Annotated in this window: 23 protein-coding genes and 1 other RNA gene; 11 read left to right on the forward strand and 13 right to left on the reverse strand. The window is 62.7% G+C overall.

The genetic code is table 11. The annotated features are described in order from the left end of the window. Positions 1–50 precede the first annotated feature (50 nt). The 4 genes from AB1A62_RS02015 to AB1A62_RS02030 all read right to left on the reverse strand — a co-directional run bounded on the left by AB1A62_RS02015 (position 51) and on the right by AB1A62_RS02030 (position 4,466). Complete coding sequence (locus AB1A62_RS02015) at positions 51–1,691, reverse strand: BCCT family transporter (RefSeq protein WP_366659557.1); 1,641 nt, start codon at positions 1,689–1,691, stop codon at positions 51–53. Positions 1,692–1,758: 67 nt separating this feature from the next. Next, entirely contained in the window at positions 1,759–2,178 is a 420-nt protein-coding gene (locus tag AB1A62_RS02020) for a universal stress protein (RefSeq protein ID WP_366659559.1), read from the reverse strand. A gap of 194 nt (positions 2,179–2,372) precedes the next feature. Further along, on the reverse strand, positions 2,373–3,365 hold the full coding sequence (gene acuI, locus AB1A62_RS02025; protein WP_366659560.1) for an acryloyl-CoA reductase: 993 nt from the start codon (positions 3,363–3,365) through the stop codon (positions 2,373–2,375). A gap of 12 nt (positions 3,366–3,377) precedes the next feature. Continuing rightward, positions 3,378–4,466 (reverse strand): dimethylsulfoniopropionate demethylase, encoded by a 1,089-nt coding sequence (locus tag AB1A62_RS02030; RefSeq protein WP_366659562.1) that lies wholly within the window; start codon positions 4,464–4,466, stop codon positions 3,378–3,380. Between the two features lie 285 nt (positions 4,467–4,751). Here AB1A62_RS02030 and AB1A62_RS02035 point away from each other — a divergent pair, with 285 nt between their 5' ends. The 6 genes from AB1A62_RS02035 to AB1A62_RS02060 all read left to right on the forward strand — a co-directional run bounded on the left by AB1A62_RS02035 (position 4,752) and on the right by AB1A62_RS02060 (position 9,380). Next, a complete protein-coding gene (locus tag AB1A62_RS02035; protein ID WP_366659563.1) occupies positions 4,752–5,480 on the forward strand; it encodes a GntR family transcriptional regulator in 729 nt (242 codons plus the stop codon). 100 nt (positions 5,481–5,580) lie between these two features. After that, positions 5,581–5,930, forward strand: a transfer-messenger RNA (tmRNA) gene (ssrA, locus tag AB1A62_RS02040). Between the two features lie 85 nt (positions 5,931–6,015). Continuing rightward, positions 6,016–6,570: a nuclear transport factor 2 family protein gene (locus AB1A62_RS02045; RefSeq protein ID WP_366659564.1), complete on the forward strand. Its 555-nt coding sequence runs from the start codon at positions 6,016–6,018 to the stop codon at positions 6,568–6,570. A 131-nt stretch (positions 6,571–6,701) separates the two neighbouring features. Further along, positions 6,702–7,517, forward strand: a complete 816-nt coding sequence (locus AB1A62_RS02050) for a sulfurtransferase/chromate resistance protein (RefSeq protein ID WP_366659565.1) — start codon at positions 6,702–6,704, stop codon at positions 7,515–7,517. Then, entirely contained in the window at positions 7,514–8,785 is a 1,272-nt protein-coding gene (gene chrA, locus AB1A62_RS02055) for a chromate efflux transporter (RefSeq protein WP_366659567.1), read from the forward strand. Before AB1A62_RS02050 ends, chrA begins: the two co-directional genes overlap by 4 nt. A 118-nt stretch (positions 8,786–8,903) precedes the next feature. Then, positions 8,904–9,380: a ClpXP protease specificity-enhancing factor SspB gene (locus AB1A62_RS02060; RefSeq protein WP_366659568.1), complete on the forward strand. Its 477-nt coding sequence runs from the start codon at positions 8,904–8,906 to the stop codon at positions 9,378–9,380. Positions 9,381–9,454: 74 nt separating this feature from the next. On the opposite strand, the gene AB1A62_RS02065 is transcribed toward AB1A62_RS02060, so the two are convergent. Next, complete coding sequence (locus AB1A62_RS02065) at positions 9,455–10,027, reverse strand: hypothetical protein (protein ID WP_366659569.1); 573 nt, start codon at positions 10,025–10,027, stop codon at positions 9,455–9,457. Positions 10,028–10,228: 201 nt separating this feature from the next. Between AB1A62_RS02065 and fumC the strand changes: the two genes are divergently transcribed. From fumC to AB1A62_RS02085, 4 genes are read left to right on the forward strand one after another with little or no spacing between them, the layout of a single operon-like run. Continuing rightward, positions 10,229–11,623, forward strand: coding sequence for a class II fumarate hydratase (gene fumC / locus AB1A62_RS02070; protein ID WP_366659571.1), 1,395 nt, complete (start codon positions 10,229–10,231; stop codon positions 11,621–11,623). Further along, positions 11,623–11,799: a DUF4169 family protein gene (locus AB1A62_RS02075; RefSeq protein WP_366659572.1), complete on the forward strand. Its 177-nt coding sequence runs from the start codon at positions 11,623–11,625 to the stop codon at positions 11,797–11,799. Before fumC ends, AB1A62_RS02075 begins: the two co-directional genes overlap by 1 nt. Continuing rightward, positions 11,796–12,014, forward strand: coding sequence for a ribbon-helix-helix domain-containing protein (locus AB1A62_RS02080; protein ID WP_366659573.1), 219 nt, complete (start codon positions 11,796–11,798; stop codon positions 12,012–12,014). The genes AB1A62_RS02075 and AB1A62_RS02080 overlap by 4 nt, the downstream gene beginning before the upstream one ends. A gap of 23 nt (positions 12,015–12,037) precedes the next feature. Further along, entirely contained in the window at positions 12,038–12,283 is a 246-nt protein-coding gene (locus AB1A62_RS02085) for an N-(5'-phosphoribosyl)anthranilate isomerase (RefSeq protein WP_366659575.1), read from the forward strand. A 19-nt stretch (positions 12,284–12,302) separates the two neighbouring features. Here AB1A62_RS02085 and AB1A62_RS02090 read toward each other — a convergent pair whose 3' ends face one another. The 3 genes from AB1A62_RS02090 to AB1A62_RS02100 all read right to left on the reverse strand — a co-directional run bounded on the left by AB1A62_RS02090 (position 12,303) and on the right by AB1A62_RS02100 (position 15,782). After that, positions 12,303–13,673, reverse strand: coding sequence for a cytochrome P450 (locus AB1A62_RS02090; protein ID WP_366659577.1), 1,371 nt, complete (start codon positions 13,671–13,673; stop codon positions 12,303–12,305). Continuing rightward, complete coding sequence (locus tag AB1A62_RS02095; protein ID WP_366659993.1) at positions 13,670–14,911, reverse strand: hypothetical protein; 1,242 nt, start codon at positions 14,909–14,911, stop codon at positions 13,670–13,672. Before AB1A62_RS02095 ends, AB1A62_RS02090 begins: the two co-directional genes overlap by 4 nt. Positions 14,912–15,029: 118 nt before the next feature. Further along, positions 15,030–15,782, reverse strand: a complete 753-nt coding sequence (locus AB1A62_RS02100) for a cytochrome c biogenesis protein CcdA (protein WP_019297466.1) — start codon at positions 15,780–15,782, stop codon at positions 15,030–15,032. Positions 15,783–15,875: 93 nt separating this feature from the next. Here AB1A62_RS02100 and AB1A62_RS02105 point away from each other — a divergent pair, with 93 nt between their 5' ends. Then, on the forward strand, positions 15,876–16,109 hold the full coding sequence (locus AB1A62_RS02105) for a sulfurtransferase TusA family protein (protein ID WP_366659995.1): 234 nt from the start codon (positions 15,876–15,878) through the stop codon (positions 16,107–16,109). A 187-nt stretch (positions 16,110–16,296) separates the two neighbouring features. On the opposite strand, the gene AB1A62_RS02110 is transcribed toward AB1A62_RS02105, so the two are convergent. From AB1A62_RS02110 to purS, 5 genes are all read right to left on the reverse strand, one after another. Further along, complete coding sequence (locus tag AB1A62_RS02110; RefSeq protein ID WP_366659578.1) at positions 16,297–19,302, reverse strand: Rne/Rng family ribonuclease; 3,006 nt, start codon at positions 19,300–19,302, stop codon at positions 16,297–16,299. 588 nt (positions 19,303–19,890) lie between these two features. Then, the gene (locus AB1A62_RS02115) at positions 19,891–21,228 is read right to left on the reverse strand and encodes a sigma-54 dependent transcriptional regulator (protein ID WP_291728906.1); all 1,338 of its coding nucleotides are present in this window, start codon (positions 21,226–21,228) and stop codon (positions 19,891–19,893) included. Positions 21,229–21,258: 30 nt separating this feature from the next. Further along, the gene (locus tag AB1A62_RS02120) at positions 21,259–23,031 is read right to left on the reverse strand and encodes an ATP-binding protein (RefSeq protein ID WP_366659580.1); all 1,773 of its coding nucleotides are present in this window, start codon (positions 23,029–23,031) and stop codon (positions 21,259–21,261) included. 36 nt (positions 23,032–23,067) lie between these two features. Beyond that, entirely contained in the window at positions 23,068–23,736 is a 669-nt protein-coding gene (purQ, locus tag AB1A62_RS02125; RefSeq protein ID WP_366659582.1) for a phosphoribosylformylglycinamidine synthase subunit PurQ, read from the reverse strand. Next, entirely contained in the window at positions 23,736–23,966 is a 231-nt protein-coding gene (purS, locus tag AB1A62_RS02130; protein WP_019297460.1) for a phosphoribosylformylglycinamidine synthase subunit PurS, read from the reverse strand. The genes purQ and purS overlap by 1 nt, the downstream gene beginning before the upstream one ends. Between the last annotated feature and the right edge of the window lie 95 nt (positions 23,967–24,061).

The raw sequence follows: 24,061 nt of genomic DNA on the forward strand, positions 1-24,061 counted from the left end.
AAACGCCCCGGCCTCATAGCCGGGGCGTTTCTCCGTTTGCGGAAATTACCTCAGCGCGCCTCTGTCAGCAGCCCGCGGAAGATGGCCCAGCACATCAGCAGCAGCACCACGGTGAACGGCAGACCGGTGGAGATCACCATCGCCTGCAGTGCACCCAGGCCGCCGCCGAGCAGCAGCACGATGGCAACGGCGCCTTCGAAGATGCACCAGAACACCCGTTGCGGAACCGGTGCGTCGACCTTGCCGCCCGCGGTGATGGTGTCGATCACCAGCGAGCCGGAGTCCGATGAGGTCACGAAGAACACAACCACCAGCACGATCCCAACAAAGGACGTGATCCCGGCCAGCGGCAGCTCTCCCAGCATCTTGAACAGTTTGAGCTCAAGCGCCGCGTCCTGCGCGCCGGTGAAGCCGTCAGAAAGCACCTGATGAATGGCGGTGCCGCCAAACACGCTCATCCACAGCACGCAGACCAGGCTTGGGATCAGCAGCACGCAGATCACGAACTCGCGCACGGTGCGGCCGCGGCTGACGCGGGCGATGAACATGCCCACAAACGGCGACCAGCTGATCCACCACGCCCAGTAGAAGGCGGTCCAGCCCTGGCTGAAGTTCACATCCTCGCGCCCTACCGGGTTCGACAGGGCAGGCAGGTATTCGATGTAGGCCATCAGGCTGGAGGCAAAACCTGACAGGATTACTGCGGTCGGGCCTGCAATCAGCACGAAGATCAGCAGCAGGAAGGCCAGGCCCATATTGATTTCCGACAGCACCTTCACGCCGCCATCCAAGCCGCGCATCACCGAGATCAGCGCGATAACGGTAATGACGGAAATCAGGATAACCTCGGTTGTGGCGCCTGTCGGCACGCCGAACAGCTCATGCAGGCCGGCATTGGCCTGGGTGGCGCCAAAGCCCAGCGAAGTCGCAAGGCCGAACAGCGTGGCATAGACCGCCAAAATGTCGATGATATGGCCGACCCAGCCCCAGACACGCTCGCCGAAGATCGGGTAGAAGGCGGAGCGGATGGTGAGCGGCAGCCCCTTGTTATAAGTGAACAAGGCCAGCGCCAGCGCGACGATGGCATAGATCGCCCAAGGGTGGAGCCCCCAGTGGAAGATCGTTGCCGCCATGCCCAGACGCACCGCTTCGGCCTGATCGCCCGCGGCCGCGCCCAGCGGTGCCCAGTCGGTGCGGGCGCCTCCGCCCTCGGGCACGGCGGTGCCGCCGAAGGACGAGGAGAAGTGGCTCATCGGCTCGCTCACGCCGTAGAACATCAGGCCGATGCCCATGCCCGCCGCGAACAGCATCGCGAACCACCCGATGTAGCTGTAATCCGGAGTTGCCTCATTGCCGCCCAGGCGCACCTTGCCCCAGGGGGAAACGATCAGAAACAGGCAGAACAGCACAAACAGATCCGCGGCGCCGAAGAAGAACCAGTCAAAGGTGCTGGTCACTGCCGGACGCAGCCAGTTGAAGAATGTTGCTGCCTGGTCAGGCAGCGCCAGAGCGTAGAACACGAAGGCCACGATCACAAAGCCGGACACCGGGAACACCGGGTTGTGAATGTCGACCCCGATCGGGCCGATCTGTGTTTCGATATTGTCCTGGCCGATCTCATAATCTGTGTCGATGATATCCGCTTCGCCTTCCGGGGCGGGGATACCCTGATTTGTGGATTCGTCAGCCATTGCGGCCTCCTTCCAAGTACACTTCTCCTCTGCAAGCCGGTGCTCGCGTTTTCAGATGCGCCTCTGGTCAGGTCTCACGCACGACCAGCACCGAAACCGGCGCCTTTTCAGCCACCCGCCCGCCGTGGGCGTGGAACAGGTAGTCCCTGACACTGGGTACATGGCTGGCCATCACAATCAGCCCCGCCCCTATGTTGTTGCAGGCTTCAATCAGTGTTGCTTCCAGGTCCACCGCTGGGTCGTGGCTGACAACGGCATGGCCCGAAGCTGTAATCCGGCGCTTGTCCGCCTGTTCCGTTGCAAAACTGTCAAGTTTGGCTGCGAACTCCTGCGGATTATGCGCCACAGAGCTGGGCTGGGACGTGGTGACACCCACGAAGACCACTTCGGCCTGATAAAGATGCGCGAGATCCGATGCCATTTGCAGCGCCTTGTCCAGGCGGGCGGCGTGGGCCAGATCGACGGGCACCATGATTTTTGAAAACACGGTCTCCCTCCTTTGCTTCAAGTGTCGTGCGCCTCCAGCACAGGGGCATGGAGAACGCCGGGCGAGGCACCGATCCAGGCCGCACAATCGCGGCAACGCTCCCACCCTGGGACCGCGGAAGAGCCGCGGCGCGAATGAAAAACGCGCGGACATCGCCGCGCGTTCATCCGGTAGATGTAAGCTATTATAGGGATTTAGGCGTTGACGTCCACCACGACGCGGCCCTTGACCTGCCCCTTGAGGATATCCGCACCCAGCTGCGGCAAATCGCTGAGATTGGCGGGCTGGATCATCGCGTCCAGCTTGTCCATCGGCAGGCCCTTGGCAATCCGCTGCCAGGCCCGGACCCGGTTGTCATAGGGCTGCATCACCGAATCGATGCCCAGGAGGTTCACACCGCGCAGCAGGAACGGGATGACGGTGGCCGGAAGCCCGGCGCCGCCCGCCAGTCCGACAGCAGCGACCGAGGCGCCGTATTTCATCTGACCCAGCACCCGCGCCAGCATGGCGCCGCCAACGGCATCCACACAACCTGACCAGGTTTCGCTTTCCAGCGGCCGTTTGGTTGTCTCGTTGATTTCCTCCCGCGCCACGATCTGGGTAGCACCGAGTGACATGAGGTAGTCCGCGGTTTCCGGGCGGCCGGTCACACCGGCAACCTCATAGCCCAGATTGGCCAATATTGCGGTCGCCACCGACCCGACGCCGCCCGCGGCACCTGTCACCAGAACCGGCCCGTGGCCCGGTTCCAGCCCGTGGTCCTCCAGTGCCATCACCGCCAGCATAGCGGTGAAGCCCGCGGTGCCCACCGCCATCGCGTGGCGGGTGTCCAGCCCGTCGGGCAGCGGCACCAGCCAGTCGGCGCGCACGTTGGCCTTCTGGCTGTAGCCGCCCCAATGGGCCTCGCCCACGCGCCAGCCGGTCAGCACCACCTTGTCGCCGGGCTTGTATCGGCCGTCCGAGGACGCCTCGACTGTGCCGGCAAAGTCGATCCCAGGCACATGCGGATACTTGCGCACCAGCCCGCCGCCCGGCCCGATGCACAGCCCGTCCTTGTAGTTCACGGTGGAGTACTCCACCGCCACGGTCACCTCGCCCGCTGGCAGCTGATCCAAGCTGATCTGCTCCACCGCAGCAGAGGTCTTACCGCTGTCTTCGTCCTTGTTCACCACCAGTGCATTGAACATGCCGTCTCTCCCTTAGATCCAGAATTTCGACTTCACGACCGCCGGGCGCATCCCCAGAGGCGTTTCAACCTCCAGTGCGGAGCCTGCATCCCAATGCGACCGGTCGACCATGGCAATGGACACATTGACACCGAAATCCGGCGACCGGGTTGCAGTGGTCACCTGCCCCACCTTGCGGCCGTCAGCCAGCAGCGGCCAAGGCGCCGTGATTGGCGGAATTTCACCGCCGATCTCCACCGGTCGGATCTGCTGGACGGGTTCCGCCCGGGCCAGCAGCCCCGCCTTGCCGATGTAGTCGCGCGGCGAATTGACGAATTTGCCCAGCCCGCATTCAAACGGGGTGTTTTCGCGGGTCATATCATTGCCGTAGCTCAGCAGACCGCCTTCGACGCGCTCCTTGGTGGAGGGGCAGCCTGCCCGCACCTCGAGGTCTTCCCCCGCCTTCATCAGAGTGTCCCAGAGCGGCATGCCATATCCGCTGCCTTCGACATAGATCTCGAAACCGCCCTGCTTGGAATACCCGGAGCGCGCCACCACAAAAGTGGTATCCTGGAACGCAAGCCGCTTGTACCGGAAGAAGCGGATTTCCCGCGCTTCGTCGCCGAACACCCGCGCCATCAGGTCATCCGCTTTCGGGCCTTGAATGGCCAGCGGGCTCACATCCGGCTCCCAAACGCGCACATCCAGCGCCAGAGCATCGGCAATGCCCAGGACATAGTGCAGATAGTCACTGTCCGCGACCGAGATCCAGTAGTGATCCTCTGCAAGTTTCACCAGCACCGGGTCATTCAGCATCCCTCCGTCGCGGTCGATGGCCGGCATGTAGTAGCACTGGTCCGGCGCCATACGGTCCAGATCGCGCGGGCTGATCATGTCGAGCAAACGCCGCGCATCGGGACCCCGCACGGCAACCTGGCGCTCGCAAGACACATCCCAGACCTGCACATGGGATTTCAAGTGGCGGTAATCTTCGTCCTCGCTGGCGAACACGGAGGGCAGGATCATCCGGTTGTAAACGGTGCACACCGACATGCCTGCTGCATCAACCCCCGCAGAAAACGGCGTGCGCCGCACCCGGCGCGATGGAAAAATGGTTGCCATGCTCAGATCTCCAATTGAGCGTTACGTAGTTTGTTTTCACACAGCAGCACCAAGGACGCCCCGTTTGTTCGCTTGCTGACTTCTTTCGTGGCCGGGCACCCGGACAGCTTCGGCCTCCGCCTGGCAGCATGGCGCCCTAGCTGCAAAGCACTTCTCAGCGACAATCCCGCCATTGCCCTCTCCCGACTCACGTCTTACATTTTAAATGTCAGACTTTTAAATGTCAGACAAATGAAATCTTGCCGGATGGTCTTCCGGCGCAGCACAACGCCGAGGGCCATTGGCATGAAAATTGATCCCAACAGTTCCGCCGATCTTTCGGTTCAGATAGCCCAGGCAATCAAGGATGCCATCATCTCGGGCGAATTGATCGTGGATGAGCGGCTGCCGTCCGAGGCCGAGCTGTCGGATCATTTCCAGGTCTCCCGCCCGACGGTGCGCGAGGCGCTGAAGCGGCTGGCGGCGCAATCACTGATCCGAACCCAGCGCGGCGCCTCCGGCGGGGCCTTTGTAAACCGCTTGAGTTTTGAGGATGCCTATTCCCAGCAGGTCACCACCTCGACCCTGCTGCTCAGCATGAATGAAGTGAGCTTCGATACCGCATGCGAGGCCCGCTATGCGCTGGAGCGCGCCTGCGCGCCGCTGTCGGCGGAGCGGCGCAGCGCCGACCACCTGGCAACGATGCGGGCGGAGATTTTCCGGCAGGGGCAGCCGGGTCTGACCGATGTGGCTTTCTGCGACTCGGACGTGGCGTTTCACCGGGCGCTGGTGGACGGGGCCTGTAACCCGGTGCTGTCCTACCAACTGGCGGGCGCAGTGGAGGCGATGCAGCCCTTGATGAACATGATCACCTTCACCGCCCGCGACCGTGCGGTGATCACCGGCCTCCATACCCGGATTGCCGATGCCATCGAGGCTGGCGACCGCAGTGCCGCGGTCTGCGGACTGCAGGATCTGGAAAACGAGACCCGCAAACTGGCCGCCGATGTCTTTGCCGCCAGGGCAAAACGGTAAGAGCTGCTCAACGATGAACCGGGACTCTTCCGGCTTGGCCAACCCCGGCTCCGCTCGGCGCCCTGAAAACAGGCCGGAAACCTCACAGGATTCCGGTTCTCCCCTTTGCAACCGCGAAGAAGCCAATTATATGACTCCTGTTCCCTTGTGGAACTATGGACATAAACGCGCTCGAAATAAGCGGATCGGACCCGGGGGCGGTACCCGGCGGCTCCACCAAAATCCTTCGTTTGGGGATCATGGGGCCGAAACAGGATCGACGGACGTCTAAAGGGGTTTGCTTTGTCTCGGCGGGGTGCCACCGTACCGGCCCAAACAGTACAATTGCAAACGACAATCGTGCTCCGGTTGCTCTGGCTGCGTAAGCAGTTCGAGGAATCGAAATCTAAGTCCTTGCGCCTAGCCGCGTAAGGCGGGGTTCGCAGGTACCTGGCAACAGAAACCTGCACTTTACCTTTCCCCGGATATTATGATTGTTTGACGCAACCGGATGCAGCCGCGATTTTGGCCGGATACCGGCTCCCTAAGGGTGAACATGACCAAAACCGCCAGCACACTCCACGTTTCGCCGCGCCGGGCATCCCCGGCGGACGGCCCGGCTCAGCCTTCTGCAGAGGGATACCCGAACATGGCGGCACCGTTCGACCCGGATGGCTGCACAGACATGCCGCTGACAAGTCTTCTGCATTTCTGGTTTCAGGAAGTCTGGTGCAAGGGAAACCTGGATGCCGTGGACGAAGTGATGACCTCGGAAACGCTGATTTCCGGAGCCGTCTCGGCCCTTGCCGAACCGGAATGCGAGTATAGCGAGGTGGTCGCCACCCTGCGTAACCTGTTGGGCCCCATTTATGTGACCTTCAGCCATGCGATGGAAACCCGGGACTGGGTGTCGGTCCGGCTGCAGGTTGATACCAGCGATCCCAAAGACGGACACGGCTTTCAGATTACCGGGCAAGTGATGGCACGCGTGGAAGACGGCAAGATCGCCGAGCTGCATTCCAACATGGATTATTTCAAGATGTTCGAGCAGCTTGGCCAGCTCCCGCCTGAGGCAATGGCCATATGCATGACCGGGGAACGGCTGCGGTAGCCTCCGCCTGCACATACTTGACAATAAGGGGGCAAACGCGCTTGTAAGGGCTTATGGGGAGAGACGCGAACGCCCCGTGAGGCGACAGCCCAAGGTTCGCATGTTAACCTTGCTCGCGAGGAGACATGCTCATGGCTGCCCCGAATGAAATCACCCCCGCCCAGCTGTTGCGCCTGATTGGCACACCGAACGCGCCGGTTCTTGTGGACCTCTGCACCGATGAAGACTTTGCCGCGGATCCCTATTTGATCCCCGGCTCCTTCCGGCACCCGCATACCGCAATCGAAACCCTCAAGGCGCGCCTCGGCGGGCGGCGCTGCGTTGTGATCTGCCAGAAGGGCCTGAAGCTGTCGCAAGGCGCAGCCGCCTGGCTGCGCAGTGACGGGATCGAAGCGGAGTATCTGCAAGGCGGCATGTACGGCTGGCGCGATCTGCAAGGCGCGCCCCGGATCCCGGCCGGCGCCCTGCCTGCGCCTGTTGACGGCAGCACCCTGTGGGTGACCCGCCACCGCCCCAAAATCGATCGTATTGCCTGCCCCTGGCTGATCCGCCGCTTCGTGGACGCCCAGGCGCGCTTCCTGTTCGTGTCGCCATCCGAAGTTGCTGGGGTCGCCGAGCGTTTCGGCGCCACGCCCTTTGATGTCGAGGGGATGTTCTGGTCGCACCGCGGAGCGCTTTGCACCTTTGATACAATGCTGGATGAGTTCGGCCTCAGAACCCCGGCGCTTGACATCCTGGCCCGGGTTGTGAGAGGCGCCGACACCAACCGGCATGATCTGGCGCCCGAGGCAGCAGGGCTATTGGCCCTCTCGGTTGGTCTATCGCGCCAGTACAAGGACGACCATCAGCAGCTTGAGGCGGGCATGACACTATATGATGCGCTTTACCGCTGGGCCCGCGACGGGCGAGGCGAAGGCCACGACTGGCCCGCGGACCGCAAAGCATGATCCAGCCTTCCTGGACGGAGATGTTCCGTGTCTTCGGGCGCATCGGCGTGCTGAGCTTCGGCGGCCCCGCGGCGCAGATCGCCGTGATGCACAAGGAACTGGTGGAAGACCGTCCCTGGCTGAGCGAGGAGAGCTTTCTTCGCGGGCTCAGTTTCTGCATGCTGCTGCCGGGACCTGAGGCGATGCAGCTGGCGACCTATACAGGCTGGCGGATGCGGGGCACCGCAGGCGGGTTGCTGGCGGGCCTCTTGTTTGTGCTGCCGGGGGCGGCAGTGATTGCGGCGCTGGTCTGGCTCTATGCGCAATTCGGCACCCTGCCCGCGGTCCAGTCTGCCTTCCTTGGAGTGAAGGCAGCGGTGGTTGTCATCATCGTTCAGGCTTTGCGCCGGCTATCCGGCAAAGCGCTGAAACATCCGCTGGACTGGGGGCTGGCGGGGTTTGGCTTTGCCGCCCTGTTCCTGCTCAACCTGCCATTCCCGCTTGTGGTGCTGGCCGCCGCCTGCATCGGACTGATGCGCAAGGATGGGAGCATGACTGCAGCGGTCCACACCCCGCCTGCCCGAAATGGCAGCACCCTTCGAACCATCCTTGTCTGGGGCGCCTTGTGGCTGATGCCGCTGATCGCTTTGTCTCTGGCTGGGGCGGCGTTCCTAGCCGATATCGGCTGGTTCTTCTCAAAACTGGCGGTGGTGACTTTTGGCGGCGCCTATGCGGTGCTGGCCTACATCAGCCAGACCGTGGTCTCCCAATTCGGCTGGATCAGCGCGGGCCAGATGATCGACGCGCTGGGGCTGGCGGAAACCACCCCCGGCCCGCTGATCCTGGTCACCCAGTTTGTTGCCATGCTGTCGGGCCTGCAGGAGGGCGGTTTCGGGTTGTTCCTGGCGGCCGGGGCGGTGGCGCTTTGGGCCACCTTCATGCCCTGCTTCCTGTGGATCTTTGCCGCGGCGCCTTACGTGGAGCGCATCGCCGCGCACCCTCGCCTGGGGATGGCGCTGAAGGCGGTGACTGCCACAGTTGCCGGTGTCATTCTGAACCTGTCGGTGTGGTTCCTGATGCATGTGGCGTTTGCCGAAACCCGGGTCATTGAGACCGGTATCCTGCACGTTCCCGCACCCGTCTGGAGCAGCATGAACACCCCGGCAGTGCTGCTGGTTCTGCTTGCCCCGCTAGCGGCCTTGGCAGTGCGCGGCAATATGCTGCTCTTGCTGGCGGCGATGGCAGCAGCAGGTCTGGCCGTTGCCGAATTCCCGTTTGCAATCAGCTGACTGCGGCCTTTTGCCAACTTTCCCCTGCGGCAAAAATAATTGAGCAGCCCACAAGGCTACTCTTTTGTTTCCGGCAGAATCTCCTATGCTTAACGGCAAATGAACAAAGGGTGACTGCATGTCCCGTGAAATCGACTATGGCAACCTGATGCACTCTGCCATGCGCGGCCTGATCCGGACCGTGCTGCAGGACGTCTCTGAAAACGGATTGCCCGGCAACCATCACTTTTTCATCACCTTCGATACCGCCCATCCGGACGTCGAACTGGCGGACTGGCTGTCCGACCGCTACCCCGGCGAAATGACCGTGGTCATGCAGCATTGGTTCGACAATCTGACCGTCGACGAAGATGGTTTTGCGGTCACGCTGAACTTCGGCGACTCGCCTGAGCCGCTCTACATCCCCTATGACGCCATCCGCACTTTTGTGGACCCGTCGGTGGAGTTCGGGCTGCGGTTCGAAAGCGCTGATGAAGACGCAGAAGGGTATTCAGCAGAGCCGGACACAGAGGAGGAAACTCTCAGCGCCGAAGCCCAGCCGGAGCCCAAGAAAAAGGACGCGGACGTCGTGTCGCTCGACAGCTTCCGCAAATAGGCCGCCCCTGCCGGCCACCGGACGAGGCAGCCTGTCGGGCTGCCTTCTTTGTTGGGGAGGCCAGGATCAGGCTGCTAGTGCCGGGCTAGGAATGTTTCCAGCTGCCGCTGCGGCTCACCGTTCCGGCGCGAAGTAAAGACCAAACTTAAACCGCCCTCCGTGAGGGTACGGTCATACTGCTGCATCTCGTAGTCACCGTTCGGGTGAATGAACAGAGAGAAGACGGTCAGCGTGTCACCGGTGATACGCCCCCAGACAAAGGGCTCGCCTTCCATTGGATCCAGCGGCACCGAATGGCCAAAGACATTGCGCGTCATGGCAGCGGAGTAGACACCATTGCGCCCAGTCTTTTGAAATTCGATCTCGTAAGTCTTGGACTTCCTGCGGCCGTCGTCCTTTTCCGTGGTCGAAGTCCATTTGATGGTGAACCCTTTTTTCATCTCACGGATCACCACGCTCATGTCGCGCGGATCGGTGTCACCATCAGCCTTGACGATTTCGACACTGCCGGAATACTCGCCAACAAACTGGGAAATTCCAGCGGCAAGCCCCTGCCCGGCTGCAAGCAAAAGAAAACCGCAGGCGGCAATCAGCCCGGCAAATGCTTTCAGTGACAGTTCAGGACACAAGCGGATCAGCACATTCATTTCCTTTCCGGATACAGCATAACCTGTTCCCCGCACCTTAAGAATAGCATGATAACACGCATTGACACATGCGGGGTTGCGCCAATTCACCACTATACCTTGCGGCCCTTTTGGCTATGCTGCGCGCAACTGGCCAATTGCACCGCAGTCCGGCACAGGCTAAACGGCATACAATCGCATACTCAACGGAGAGACAGACGGATGTCCGCAACCCGCACCGAAACCGACAGCTTTGGCCCGCTTGAAGTCCCGGCAGAGAAGTACTGGGGCGCGCAGACCCAACGCTCGATCATGAATTTCCCGATCGGCTGGGAAAAGCAGCCGGTGGCCATCGTGCGCGCGCTTGGCGTGATCAAGAAAGCCTGCGCCATGGCCAACAAGGCCTCGGGCAAACTGGACGCGAAAATCGCCGATGCGGTTATCCAGGCAGCAGGCGAGGTGATTGAGGGCAAGTTCGACGACAACTTCCCGCTGGTGGTCTGGCAGACCGGCTCCGGCACCCAGTCCAACATGAACTCCAATGAGGTGATCGCCAACCGCGCGATCGAGATCCTGGGCGGCACCATCGGCTCCAAGGACCCGGTGCACCCGAACGATCACTGCAACATGGGCCAGTCCTCCAACGACACCTTCCCCACTGCCATGCATATCGCCACCGCGATGTCCGTGCGCGACGTGCTGCTGCCGGGCCTGACCAAGCTGGCCGAGGGACTGGAGAATAAGTCGGAAGAGTTCAAGGACATCATCAAGATCGGCCGCACCCATACCCAGGACGCGACCCCGCTGACCCTGGGCCAGGAATTCGGCGGCTACGCGCACCAGATCCGTCAGGGCTTGGCCCGGGTCGAAGCGGCAATGCCCGGTATTTATGAGCTGGCACAAGGCGGCACCGCCGTCGGCACCGGCCTCAACACCCAAAAAGGCTGGGGCGAGACCGTGGCCGCCAACATGGCGGAAATCACCGGCCTGCCCTTTGTCACCGCCCCGAACAAGTTCGAGGCGCTGGCTGCGCATGACGCCATGGTGTTCCTGTCCGGCGCCCTCGCGACCATTGCCGGCAGCTGCTACAAGATCGCCAACGACATCCGCTTCCTCGGCTCCGGCCCGCGCTCCGGCCTGGGGGAGCTGATCCTGCCGGAAAACGAGCCAGGTTCCTCGATCATGCCGGGCAAGGTGAACCCGACCCAGGCCGAGGCGCTCACCCAGGTGGCCGCCCATGTGATGGGCAACGACGCAGCGATCAAGTTCGCCGGCTCGCAAGGGCATTTTGAACTGAATGTCTACAACCCGATGATGTCCTACAACCTGCTGCAGTCGATCCAGCTCTTGGGCGACGCCGCGGACAGCTTCACCGAGCGGATGCTGAACGGCATCAAGGCCAATGAGCCGCGCATCGACAAGCTGATGAAGGAGTCGCTGATGCTGGTCACTGCGCTGGCGCCCACCATCGGTTATGACAACGCCACAAAGGTCGCCAAGACCGCCCACAAGAACGGAACCACACTGAAGGAAGAAGCGATTGCGCTTGGCTTTGTCGATGAGGCCACCTTTGACGCCGTGGTTCGGCCGGAGCAGATGATCGGGCCCAAGGACTGATGGGCAAGCCGGTCAATCTGAACCGGTACCGGAAAGAAAAAGCGCGGGCCGAGAAAAAGGCCCGCGCTGACCGGAACGCCGTGACCTTCGGGCGGACCAAGGCAGAGAAAGACCTGGACAAGGCGCGCAACACGCAAGACGCCCGCCGCCTGGACGATCACAAGCGCGACGAATGAACTCCCGCCCCAAGAAGCATTCCCTGACCTTGCGCGGGCACCGGACTTCGGTGTCTCTTGAGGATGACTTCTGGAACGCATTCCGCGAGATCGCAGCCCGGGAAGACAGGGCAATCAATGACTTGGCAGCAGAAATTGACGAGACCCGCGGCGAGGACTGCGGGCTGGCATCCGCCATCCGGCTGTTTGTGCTGCGTCGGTTAAGGGCGCGTTAACCACGATCCCGGAGACTTGCGGGATGGCAAATGTGTTTCGCACTGTCTCACCCGAATTGTGGATGCAGCAGATTTTCGATGTGAAGTCTGCCCGCCAAGGTGGTGTCGTCCGCCGCAAGCTGCGGGATGTTGAACGCAATGCCGGCCTGGCCCGGCTGCAAAACGAAGTGCGGCGGCGCGGATATCATGCGGTCTTGAACGGTGGCAGGTTGTCATCTTCTGCAATAATCAACCTGTTCGCTTGCTGTGCTGACGCCAAAGTTTTCTGAAAACTTTGGCCAGAACTTTTCAGAAAAGTTTTGGCTGCCGGGGCGATAGCCGCAGCCAGATGCCGTTCTTCGACCGCACCGTCAGATGCGCCACGGGAACCGGCATCCTGCCTGCAACCGGCTCTATCCGGAACCGGCGCAGGATCATCGACAGGATCAGCGGCCCCTCCACCATGGCAAAGCCCGCCCCGGTGCAGACCCGGGCGCCTGCCGAAAACGGGACATAGGCCTCCCGCTGGCATTGCTTGCCGTTCTCCGTCCCCCAGCGCGCGGGGTCGAACCCGTCCGGGTTCTCCCACAGCCGCTCGTGCCGGTGCAGGTGCCAGGGGCTCAGCACCATCTGCGCGCCCTTCGGCACCTCACGGTTCCGGAAGCGCTCCGGACAGGTGGCCTCGCGCACCATCATCGGCACCGGCGGGTACAGCCGCAGGGTTTCGCGGAACGCGTCGCGGCTGATCTTCAGCTTTGACACCGCGGCAAAACTGTCGTCCTCCAGCGCTGCCGCCTCTTCCGCCACTTTCTCCTGCCAGTCCGGGTATAGCGCCATCAGATACAGCGCCCAGGCTAGGGCTGAGGCGCTGGTTTCATGGCCGGCCAGAAAGAAGATCGCCACCTGGTCCACCATCTCGTCCGCATCAAAGGTGCTGCCGGTTTCCGGGTCACGGGTCGTCATAATCTTGGTCGCCAGATCATCCGGCGCTGAGCCTGCCTCGATTGCCGCCATGCGCTCGGACGTCAGCTGTGCAATCAGCGCCCGGATCTCAGCCGCGTTCTGCCGGGTCCCGCGCCGGAAGAACCGCGGCATCCAGCGCGGCAGCGGCACGAAGGCAGCCAGGTTCAGCAAAGGCTGGCTGCGCTGGTAATCGCGGAATCGGGTGAAGACTTTGCCTGCCACCTCATGCTCAATCGGGATGGAGAACAGGGTGCGGAAAATCACATCCGCTGCTACGTGTGAGGTCTCCTGCTCGATCTCCACCGGCCCCTGCCTGCCCTCCAGCCGCTTGACTGCCGCCTCTGCCGCGGCGCGCATCGCCGGGTAGGTATCCTTCAGCCGCCCGCCCTCAAAAGCCGGATCAATGATCCGGCGCTGCCGCTTCCAGGCTTCGCCATTGGTCAGGAACACGGAATTGCCCAGCAAGGGCTTCAGCCCCTCGGCAATACGGTCCGACTTGGGGAAATCGTCCGGCCGTTCCTTCAGCAACAGCTTCACAAGATCCGGTTGGTTGACCAGGAAGGAGCGGAAGAACGGCGTGCGGAACTCGGCCATCCAGGCGCGGTAGAGGCGCGCTGGCTGGGCTGACAGGATGTCCTGTCGGAACAGTTTTGCATAGTGCCACAGCGACACCCGGTCGGGGCGCGCCGGCGGTTTCGGCGGCATCACCTGCGTCATTCAGCGGCCACCGACGTGAATTTCGACACCGGCACGTCAATCCGCGACTGCGAGGGTTTGCGGTCTCTATAGCGCTGCGCCAACGTCAGCGGCCCCGCCGTAATGCGGAAATAATCATAGTCGCCCGGCCGGTCGAAGGCGCAGAGATACTGGAAATGCAGCCGGAAGAACCGCCAGCGCAGCTGCTGCCAGCGTTCCTGGCTGAGGGTCTGGGTAAAAGCGGCGGAGAACACCAGCGGCCAGCGCTTGCCCTCTGGCGCGACGCCGCTGACCACGACCGGGTCACACAGCGCAAAGGCGCAGCCATCGCCCGGGGCAGTGACATCCACCCAAGTCAGCTCTTCCCGCTGAGACAGGTATTTCAGGTCCGACCGCAGCCGTTTGGCCCGCGGCAGGAAGGAGACCATGGGCACCACCTGCCCCAGTGTGAGGAACCCCAGCCCAGGGCCGGTTTCCGGTACGCCCTCCCGGATCAGGTCCGCCAGCACCGACACACCCACATGCGCGCCGGAGGAGTGGCCGACGACCAGCACCTCATCCAGGCTTTGGTCCTGCAAGGCCTCGGCAATCGCAGCGCGGAATTCCCTCATCCGCACGTCCATCTCCGGCGCGATTGCACCGCGGGAGGCGGCCGAATGCGCGTAGTCATGCATCAGGTAATAAGCGAAGAACTTGCCGTCCCGTTTCTTGAACCAGCGCAGCAGCGCATAGCCGGCGCCAAAGCCCAAGGCCCAGCCGGGCAGCCAGGCAAATGTGCCGTTCATACCCACAGCGTCGGCGGCGAGACCAAAGGCATGGGCAACTCCCCATGCCAGCAGCAGTGCCAGCAGCGCCTGCAAGAGCAGCATCCCAACAGGGTAGAGCGCCGCAATTACCGGCCCCTTACGCAGCCGCATCAGCCGCCTGAGCGCACCGGTGGAGATGTAGATCCAGGCGGTGCGCAACATCTGCCAGTAGGTACCGGGGATCGTCGCCTCCATGCTGCCCCGAACGATGTCGGACCAGACCAGCACTTCGATATCGGCTTCTGTCCGCTGCCCGTCCATCTCCGCCACCGCATGCCAGCCGTAGGGGCCTTTGGTCCGCTTGGGGGACAGCGTCAGGCTGTAGCCTGAAATCTGCGCCTGCGCGGCCCCTTCCTTGCGGTAGAGCTCCCGGTAGCGGCGCGGGTGAATCGGGTCATAGCCGGGGATGTAGAACACCCGGCGTTTGCGCACCAGCTGGGGGTTGGAACCGATGTGAGCCACTCTGTCCTGCTTTGACCTTTCAAGGGCAGACTAGCAGCGCAATCCGGCAAGAGTAAGGCCTGGAAGGCGCAAGAAAAAGGGGCCCGAAGGCCCCTCGCATTCCACAGTCTCAGCCCAGTGCAGCCAGCGCCGGGAAGGTCTCCAGCAGCCACCAGGAGAAGGTGGTGAACAGGCCGGTGACCAGCATGATGCCGACAAACAGCAACAGGCCGCCCATCACCTTTTCGATCAGCCCCATGTGGCGCTTCATCTTATTCATCAGCGTCATCGAGCGGTTGAGGAACATCGCCGCCAGCAGGAACGGCACGCCCAGGCCCGCGGCATAAACGCCCAGCAGGATAGTGCCGCGGCTGACTGAGGCCTCGGACGCCGCCAGCGACAGGATCGCGCCCAGCTGCGGACCGATGCAGGGCGTCCAGCCAAAGGCGAAGGCCAGGCCCAGCACATAAGCGCCGAGCGCTGAACCGCCCGACTCGCCCGCCTCCATCCGCGCCTCGCGGTCAAGCAGCGGAATGCGGAACACCGACAGAAAGTGCAGGCCGAAGACGATCACCACAACCCCTGAGACTTGCGCGAAAAGCTCCTGATTTTTCAGCACAAAGGCACCGAAGGCTGAAGCCGTGAAGCCAAGCAGCAGAAACACCGTCGACAGCCCCAGCACAAAGAACAGCGCCGCAATGATGGCCTTGCGCCGTGCGGCAACCGTGCCCTGCATCTCGCCGATGGTGACGCCGCTCATATAGGCCAGATAAGGCGGCACAATCGGCAGCACGCAGGGCGACAGGAAACTGATCACGCCGCCCAGCAGCGCCACCAGCATGGCAGGGAGCAGCCCTGCGTCGATGATCTCGATTCCAAACATGTCCAACACTTATGTCAGCGGTGGACCAACGTCACGGGGACGGCTGGTCACATCCTTGTGGACAGCATGAAACATCCCGCTTATCTGCACACCATGACCGAGATCAAAGAGACAGTAGACGCAATCGGGCTGCTCTGCCCCCTGCCCGTCCTGAAAGCCCGCAAGCGGCTGAAATCGCTGCGGCCCGGCCAGGTTCTGGAACTGCTGGCGGATGATCCGGCGGCCGTAATTGACGTGCCGCATTTCTGCAATGAGGCAGGCCATGAATTTCTGGGCCACAGCACCAGTGCGGGCCATCAGATTTATTTGATCCGCAAGGGCAGCTAACTCCTGACAGTGCCCGTGCTTTGCCGCGAGGCAACCGGAATTCGGCGCGAATTCCGGCTCGGGTAATCCGTGCTTGCCGCGCCAGGACACGGATGCAGCCCGGCCACCGGCTGAGAAGATACTGGCGGCACGCAAAAAAGAAAGGCAGGCGAACCAGCCTGCCTTCCCTTCCATCATCTTTTCAGCCTCAGCTGCCCATCGACCACCAGCCACGGCGCTTAGGCTTGGACGGGGCCGCAGGTTCGGACTCAGCCTCAGCTCCGGCCATGGCAGGCTCCGGCTGCTTTTCCTCAGCCGCAGGTGCAGGCTCCTCGGCTACTTCGGTCTCTTCCTCAGCAACCGCTTCTGCAGCAGGCTCTTCAGCGGCGGGCTCCGCCTCCGCCTCTGCAACAGCAGTTTCTTCTGCAGCTTCCTCAGCGATCTCGGCGGGGGCAGCTTCAGCTTCCGCAACATCCTTTTGCGCTGGGGCCTCGTCGGCCTCTGCCGGAGCGTCCTCGGACTCTGCAGCATTTTCTGCCACCGGCTCCGCAGCCTCTGCCACCGGCGCTTCTGCTTCTGCCTCCTGCACGGGGGCTTCAGCCGCATCGGCAGTTTCCACAGCCTCGGCTGCTTCCTCAGCAGCTTCGGCAGTAGCCGTCTCTTCGGCTACAGCTTCTTCACCAGCAGCAGCCTCGGCCTCAGCCGGCTTGGCCTTCGGCTTGCGCGAACGGGTCCGGGTGCGGGTGCGTTTCTTTTCCTTCACCTCTTCCGCCGGGGCTTCCTCGCCTTCGGCAGCGGGTTCAGCCGCTTCAACGGCCTCTTCCTTGGGCTGCTCCTCAGCGTCGGACGCCTCGTCGCCGTTTTCGCCGCCCTCACCGTTCTGAGACTGCTCGCCACTGCCAGACTTGCGGCGGCGGCGGCGGCGGCGCTTGCGCTTGGGTTTATCCTCCTGCGACGCCTCATCCGCGGTCTCGGGCGCGGTCGGAACCTCATCCTCGTCCTGTTTGGCTTCGTCAGCGTCCACCTGATCCATGATCGAGGTATCCACGGACACCACCGGGGAGGTGGCCGCGGGCACGTTGCGCGACGCGGTCTTGAACTTTTCAAGCACAAAGTCCGGGCTGACCAGATGCGCGTCGCCTTCGATGCGCACGGACAGGCCATACCGCGCCTCGATCTGGGCGATGTGCTCGCGCTTCTGGTTCATCAGGAAGTTGGCAATAGACACCGGGCAGCGCACCAGCACCTCGCGGGACCGGCGGCGGGTGCCCTCTTCCTCGATCTGGCGCAGGATCGACAGCGCCATCGAATCGTCGGAGCGGATCAGGCCGGTGCCGTGGCAATGCGGGCACGGCGCAGTGGTCGCCTCGATCATGCCGGGGCGCAGGCGCTGGCGCGACATTTCCATCAGGCCGAAGCCGGAGATCCGGCCCACCTGGATGCGGGCGCGGTCGGTCTTCAGCTTGTCCTTCATGCGCTTTTCGACGGCGGCGTTGTTCTTGCGCTCGTCCATGTCGATGAAGTCGATGACGATCAGACCGGCAAGGTCGCGCAGACGCAGCTGGCGCGCCACCTCTTCAGCGGCCTCCAGGTTGGTCTTGAGCGCGGTCTCCTCGATCGAGCCTTCCTTGGTGGCACGGCCGGAGTTCACGTCGATCGCCACCAGCGCCTCAGTGACGCCGATCACGATATAGCCGCCGGATTTCAGCTGCACCGTCGGGTTGAACATGCCCGCCAGGTAGCTTTCCACCTGGAAGCGCGCAAACAGCGGCAGGCCGTCCTGGTAATGCTTCACGTTCTTGGCGTGGGACGGCATGATCATCTTCATGAAGTCCTTGGCGATGCGGTAGCCGCGGTCGCCTTCCACCAGAACCTCGTCGATCTCGCGGCTGTAAAGGTCACGAATCGAGCGTTTGATCAGGTCGCCCTCTTCATAGATCTTGGCCGGCGCGATGGATTTCAGCGTCAGCTCGCGGATCTGCTCCCACAGGCGCTGCAGGTATTCATAGTCGCGTTTGATCTCGGACTTGGTGCGCTTGGCACCGGCGGTGCGCACGATCAGGCCCGCGCCTGAGGGCACGTCCAGTTCGGTTGCGATGTCTTTCAGTTTCTTGCGGTCGGCTGCGTTGGTGATCTTGCGGGAGATGCCGCCGCCGCGGGCGGTGTTGGGCATCAGCACGCAGTAGCGGCCTGCCAGAGACAGGTAAGTGGTCAGCGCCGCACCCTTGTTGCCACGCTCTTCCTTGACGACCTGCACCAGCAGAACCTGGCGGACCTTGATCACTTCCTGGATCTTGTAGCGGCGCGGACGCGGCTTGCGCGGCGGACGGATGTCCTCGCTGTCGTCCTCGTCGGCAACCGACTCGATGCTCTCATCCTTGGTCGCGGCATCAGCGCGGCCCGGCTTGCCTTCGTCGTCGCCTTCGTCGTCGCTGTCTTCAGCGTCATCTTCGGCTTTTGATTCTTCAGCAGCAATCTCGGTTTCCGCCGAAGCGGTCTCCGCCTCTGCCTCGGCTTCACCTTCGCCGGATGTTTCCGCCACGGCTTCCTCAGCCGGAGCCTCTTCAGCCTCCGGGACCTCTGCAACGGCAGTCGTCTCTTCCGTCTCCGGTGCAGCTTCCGAAGCGTTGCCCTCTTCCGGCTCTTCCACCGGGGTCTCGGCGACACGTTCCATCGGCGAGGAGCCTTCCGGCACCTCGGCCAGCTCAGCCGGAACATCCGCAGCTTCAGAGCTGTCGGTCAGGTCGATCGTTTCCATACCGGCAATTTCGCCGGTGGCCGCGTCAGAGGCTTCGATCTCCTTGGTTTCCACGGCATCCTTTGACGATGCCTTGGCCGCCTTGGCAGACGACTTGGAGCGGCGCGAGCGCTTGGGCTTGGCCGGTTTCTCTTCCTCGTCCTCATCACGGGCGCGCATTGCCTCGGCATAGGCGCGCTCTTCCTCCATCAGGGCCTCACGGTCCGCAACGGGGATCTGGTAGTAATCCGGGTGGATTTCCGAAAACGCCAGGAATCCATGGCGGTTTCCGCCATAGTCCACAAATGCCGCCTGCAGGGACGGTTCGACGCGTGTTACTTTTGCGAGGTATATGTTGCCAGCAAGCTGGCGTTTGTTTTCGGATTCAAAGTCGAACTCCTCAACCTTGTTTCCATCGACCACCACAACGCGGGTCTCTTCCGCGTGGGTGGCGTCAATAAGCATCTTCTTTGCCATGGGTCCTTGGTGCACCTGCCCTGTGCGCCCGCAAGCCTTCTGCTTCCAGGCGGCCGCGCGCGTTTCGGGTGGTGTCTTGTCAGGGCGATCTTGGACGGCGCGGTGCAGCAGGTGGTCCCGGGTTCGATGCCCGGCCTTCCTGCCTCAGTGCTCTTCGCTCTCGCGCGCGTCATCGCGGTTCTTCTCCGGCAGACGGGGTGTGCCCGTGCCTGCCTTGTTATCCCTGCACCGGCTTGATTTCCGGCTTGGGCGCTAAACTGCCCCCTTGGTTCAAGAGGGCCAATCGGTCTGGCTGCAGCTTTCTCGGATCGTGCCGGACAAAAGCCGAAGCCAGCGAAACTCATCAGAACGGGCGGAACCATTTGCTGATCTCCAGCCCGTTGCGCCAGCATAAGGCCTGTGGATAGGTAATGACAATGGACATTCGTCACCACCGGGCCTGAAAATGCAAACGGCCTGCCCCTATCAGGCAAGCCGTTAATTTCAGGTTAGTTTTCCAATCCACTCCGGCTCCAGACGCGAACTCCGCCGCTGAAAGCCCTGTTTCCCGGGCGGCTTCCCGCCAAGGGTAAGGGCTTGGGCCAGACGTCAGGCGAGGTAGTCGGACCGTTGCAGGCCGTATTTCGCCATTTTCTCGTTCAACGTCCGGCGCGGCAGGCACAACTCGTCCATAACGCTGGCGATCGAACCCTTGTGGCGGCGCATTGTGTTGTCGATCAGCATCCGCTCAAACGCTTCCACGTATTCCTTCAGCGGCTTGCCTTCCGTCGTCATCACCGGCTGCATCTCCTCGTGATCGGACATCAGAAGCGACGCAATGGTGCCGGAACCGCGGCGCGACTGCAGCACCGCGCGTTCGGCAATGTTGATCAGCTGGCGCACGTTGCCCGGCCAGGGCGCCTGCAGCAGCTGTGCGGCCTCCTGGGCACTCACCTGCGGCGCGTCACAACCGTATTCCTCGGAGAACTGTTCGCTGAGGCGGGTAAACAGCGTCAGGATATCCTCGCCGCGCTGGCGCAGCGGCGGCACGGTGATGCGCAGCGCCGCCAGGCGGTAGAACAGGTCCGGGCGCAACGCATCTTCGCAGGTCTTGCCCGCTTCCTGCAGGTTCGAAATCGCGACAATCCGGGTTTCAGCCGGGGTGCCCTGCTCGTTGATCACGCTCAGCAGCTTGGCCTGCAGGGTCTCAGACAACGCGTCGATGTCTTCCAGCACCAGGGTGCCGCCGCGGGCTTCCTCAATCGCAGGCAGCATGCTGTCCTCCGGCAGCATCGGCCCGAACAAGCGCTTGGCCAGCGCTTCTTCTTCCAGAGCAGCACAGGAAATCAGCACGAACTTCTTGCCTGCCCGGCTGCCGACCGCGTGCAGCGCGTGCGCGACCAGCGTCTTGCCGGTGCCGGTCTCGCCGTCGATCAGCACATGGCCGTCTGCCTGGCCAAGGTCCAGGATATCCTCGCGCAGGCGCTCCATCACCGGGCTCTGGCCGATCAGCTTCTTCATGATCTGGCCACCGTCGGACAGTTCGCGGCGCAGCGCCCGGTTGTCCAGCGTCAGACGGCGGGCACCGGTGGCGCGCTTCGCCAGCTCCGACATGCGGTCCGGGTTGAAAGGTTTTTCCAGAAAGTCGAAAGCGCCCACGCGCATCGCCTCAACCGCCATCGGCACGTCGCCGTGGCCGGTAATCATGATCACCGGCAGCGCGCTGTCGCTGCCCATCAGCTTTTTCAGGAACTGCATCCCGTCCATGCCCGGCATCTTGATATCAGAGATCACGATACCCGGGTAATCCGGCCCCAGGACCTTCAGCGCCTCTTCCGCGCTGGAAAAGGTCTCCGTGTCATAGCCAGACAGCGCCAGCCACTGGCTGATCGACTGCCGCATATCCTGTTCGTCGTCCACGATCGCGATTTTCATAGCCTGGGCCATGCGCGTTCACTCCTAATCACTCCGGGCTGCCTATTCGGCAGCTTCGATGCCGTCCACCAGGACCGGCAATTGCATTTCAAAGACCGCACCGCCGTTCTGCCCGTTGCGGGCGGTCAGCCGTCCCCCGAGGTCGTTGACGATCCCCGAGGAGATGGCAAGCCCCAATCCGACCCCGTCACCGGGCTGCTTGGTGGTGTAAAAAGGCTCAAACAGGTTGTCGAAGTCCTTGATACCCATCCCATTGTCGCGCACCGACAGGGTTGCTGTCTCACCGGCCGCCAGCAGGATTTCCACCTCCGGGTCCGCCACCGATTTGGTGGCGTCCAGCGCGTTGCGCAAGAGGTTGACCATCACCTGCTCCAGCCGCATCCGGTCGCCCATCACCATAACAGGTTCTTCCGGCAGGATGCGGGTTATTTTCACATGCCGCTGGCGCAGCTGCGGCTCCATCATCGACAGGCTGGAAGCCAGTGCATCGCCCAAGTTTACAGGGCTGAACGCGTCGCCGCCCTTGCGCGCGTAGGACTTCAGCTGACGGGTGATCGCTCCCATCCGCTCGATCAGATCGTCGATGCGCCCGAAGGAGGCCAGCGCCTCATCCGGGCGGTTCCGGTTCAAGAGCAGCCGGGCGCCGGCAAGGTAAGTTTTCATCGCCGCCAGCGGCTGGTTCAGCTCATGGCTGACAGCCGCGGACATCTCGCCCAAGGCCGCCAGTTTGGAGCTTTGCGCCAGGCTCTGCTCGGCCACCGCCAGGGTCTTTTGCATGCGTTCACGCTCGGCGATTTCCCGCTGAAGGCGAGCATTCAATACGCGAAGCTCTGCCGACTCGCGCTGGAACAGCGCCATCCGCAGCGCCGTCTTGCGGCTGAGAAAGTAGAACGCCAGCGCCAGAAGGATGGCGAATCCCATGATCTCCAGCGCCAGCACCGCATTCACCCGCTCGCGGACCGAGGAATAGGTGGTGAATGTGGCCATCCGCCAGCCCTGGAACGGCACCCGGGTTTCCAGCCGCATCACCGCCTCGCCCTGCAGATAGGCGTCCGGCGGCAGCGCCGTCCAGTCGGTGGTGGCGCGAATCGCCCTCTGGATGGCGCCTTCGGGCGTTTGCAGCGTCATTGCATCGCCCTCCTTCAGCCCGCGCCAGCGTGCCTCGGTGGCCAGGATGATGGTGCCGGTGCTGTCGGTGACCAGCACCGCATCGGAAATCCCCGCCCAGGCGCGCTCGAACTTCTGGAGGTCGACCTCGACCACTATCGCACCCAGCACGCCGGTCGCATCAATGATGCGGCGCGAATAAGTAAAGCGGTAGCCGCCGACCTCGCGCGGGATCACCGAGAACACTGTCGACTTGGCCCGCACCGCATCAACGAAATAGGCGGCATTGCGGTGGCTCTCGCCCAGCCGGTTGCGGTCGGTCGCCGCCACCGTGCGCCCGTCCTGCGCCAGCAGCATGATCGACGCGGCGCCGATCTCATCCACAAAGGAGATCAGCCGCTGGGTGGACAGGGAAAAGTCGCTGGATTGCAACGCCGAGATCAGCGTCTGGTCGCGTGCCAGCAGCTGCGGCACGATGGCGTGCTGGCGCAGCTCGCTCAGCAGGTTGCCGGAATAAAGCGCCAGGCGCAGCTCGGCACGGTTGCGGGTGCTTTCGGTAAACCGGTGGGTCAGCGCCCGGTTGGTGGTCCAAACGGTGACCGCTGCCACCGCCATGAACAGCACCAGCGCCAGCCGCGCCCGCCAGGAAATCGTGCGGGAACGCGCCTTTGGCTCAGATTTGGTCAGATCGGTGCGCGGGGCGGTCATACAGATACACTATGGCCGCCGCCGCTTATCCTCAAGTCACGCAGCGGTGACCATACCCGCCAATGCGCGGAACACTGCCGCGCCGTCGGTGCCGCCGTGGCCCTCGTCCGCAGCCCGCTCCGGATGCGGCATCATCCCGAGAACGCGGCGGTTTTCCGAAAGGATGCCCGCGATGTCAGCCACCGAACCGTTGGGGTTTTCCTCGTATGTGAACGCCACCCGGTCCTGATCCTGCAGCGCCTTGATGGTCTCTGCATCGGCAAAGTAGTTGCCGTCGTGGTGGGCAATCGGCACCCCGATCACGTCACCTGAATTATAGCCCTGGGTAAAGACGCTTTCGGAAGTCGCGACTTTCAGGTTCACGGTGCGGCAGATGTACTTGAGGCCCGCATTGCGCAGCAGAGCGCCCGGCAGCACGCCGGTTTCGGTCAGGATCTGAAAGCCGTTGCAAACACCGATGGCGTAGCCGCCGCGGTCGGCATGCGCGACCACTGCCTTGCAGATCGGCGACTGGGCCGCGATGGCGCCGCAGCGCAGGTAATCGCCATAGGAAAATCCGCCCGGCACGCCAACGATGTCCACGCCTTCGGGCAGTGCGCTGTCCTTGTGCCAGACCATCGACACGTCGAAACCGGCCTGTTCAAACGCCACCGCCAGATCGCGGTCGCAGTTCGAACCCGGGAAAACAACAACCGCCGCCTTCATCAGGCCATCTCGATGCTGTAGGATTCGATCACGGTGTTGGCCAGCAGCTTCTCGCACATTGCGGTCACATCTGCCTCGGTTGCGCCTTCGGCCAGATCCAGGTCAATCACCTTGCCTTGCCGGACGCCTTCGACCTTGTCAAAGCCCAGAGCGCCGAGCGCGTGGCGCACAGCCTCGCCCTGCGGATCCAGAACCCCGTTCTTCAGCATCACATGCACCCGTGCCTTCATCGCATCATCCCTCAGGTTTTCGATGGCGAAGCCCTGCCGGGCTTCATCTTTCCAAAAATACTCAAGGACCCGCGGCGCGGCAGGCGCAGCGGGTC

Source organism: Leisingera sp. JC11 (assembly GCF_040704725.1).
GTDB lineage: Bacteria > Pseudomonadota > Alphaproteobacteria > Rhodobacterales > Rhodobacteraceae > Leisingera.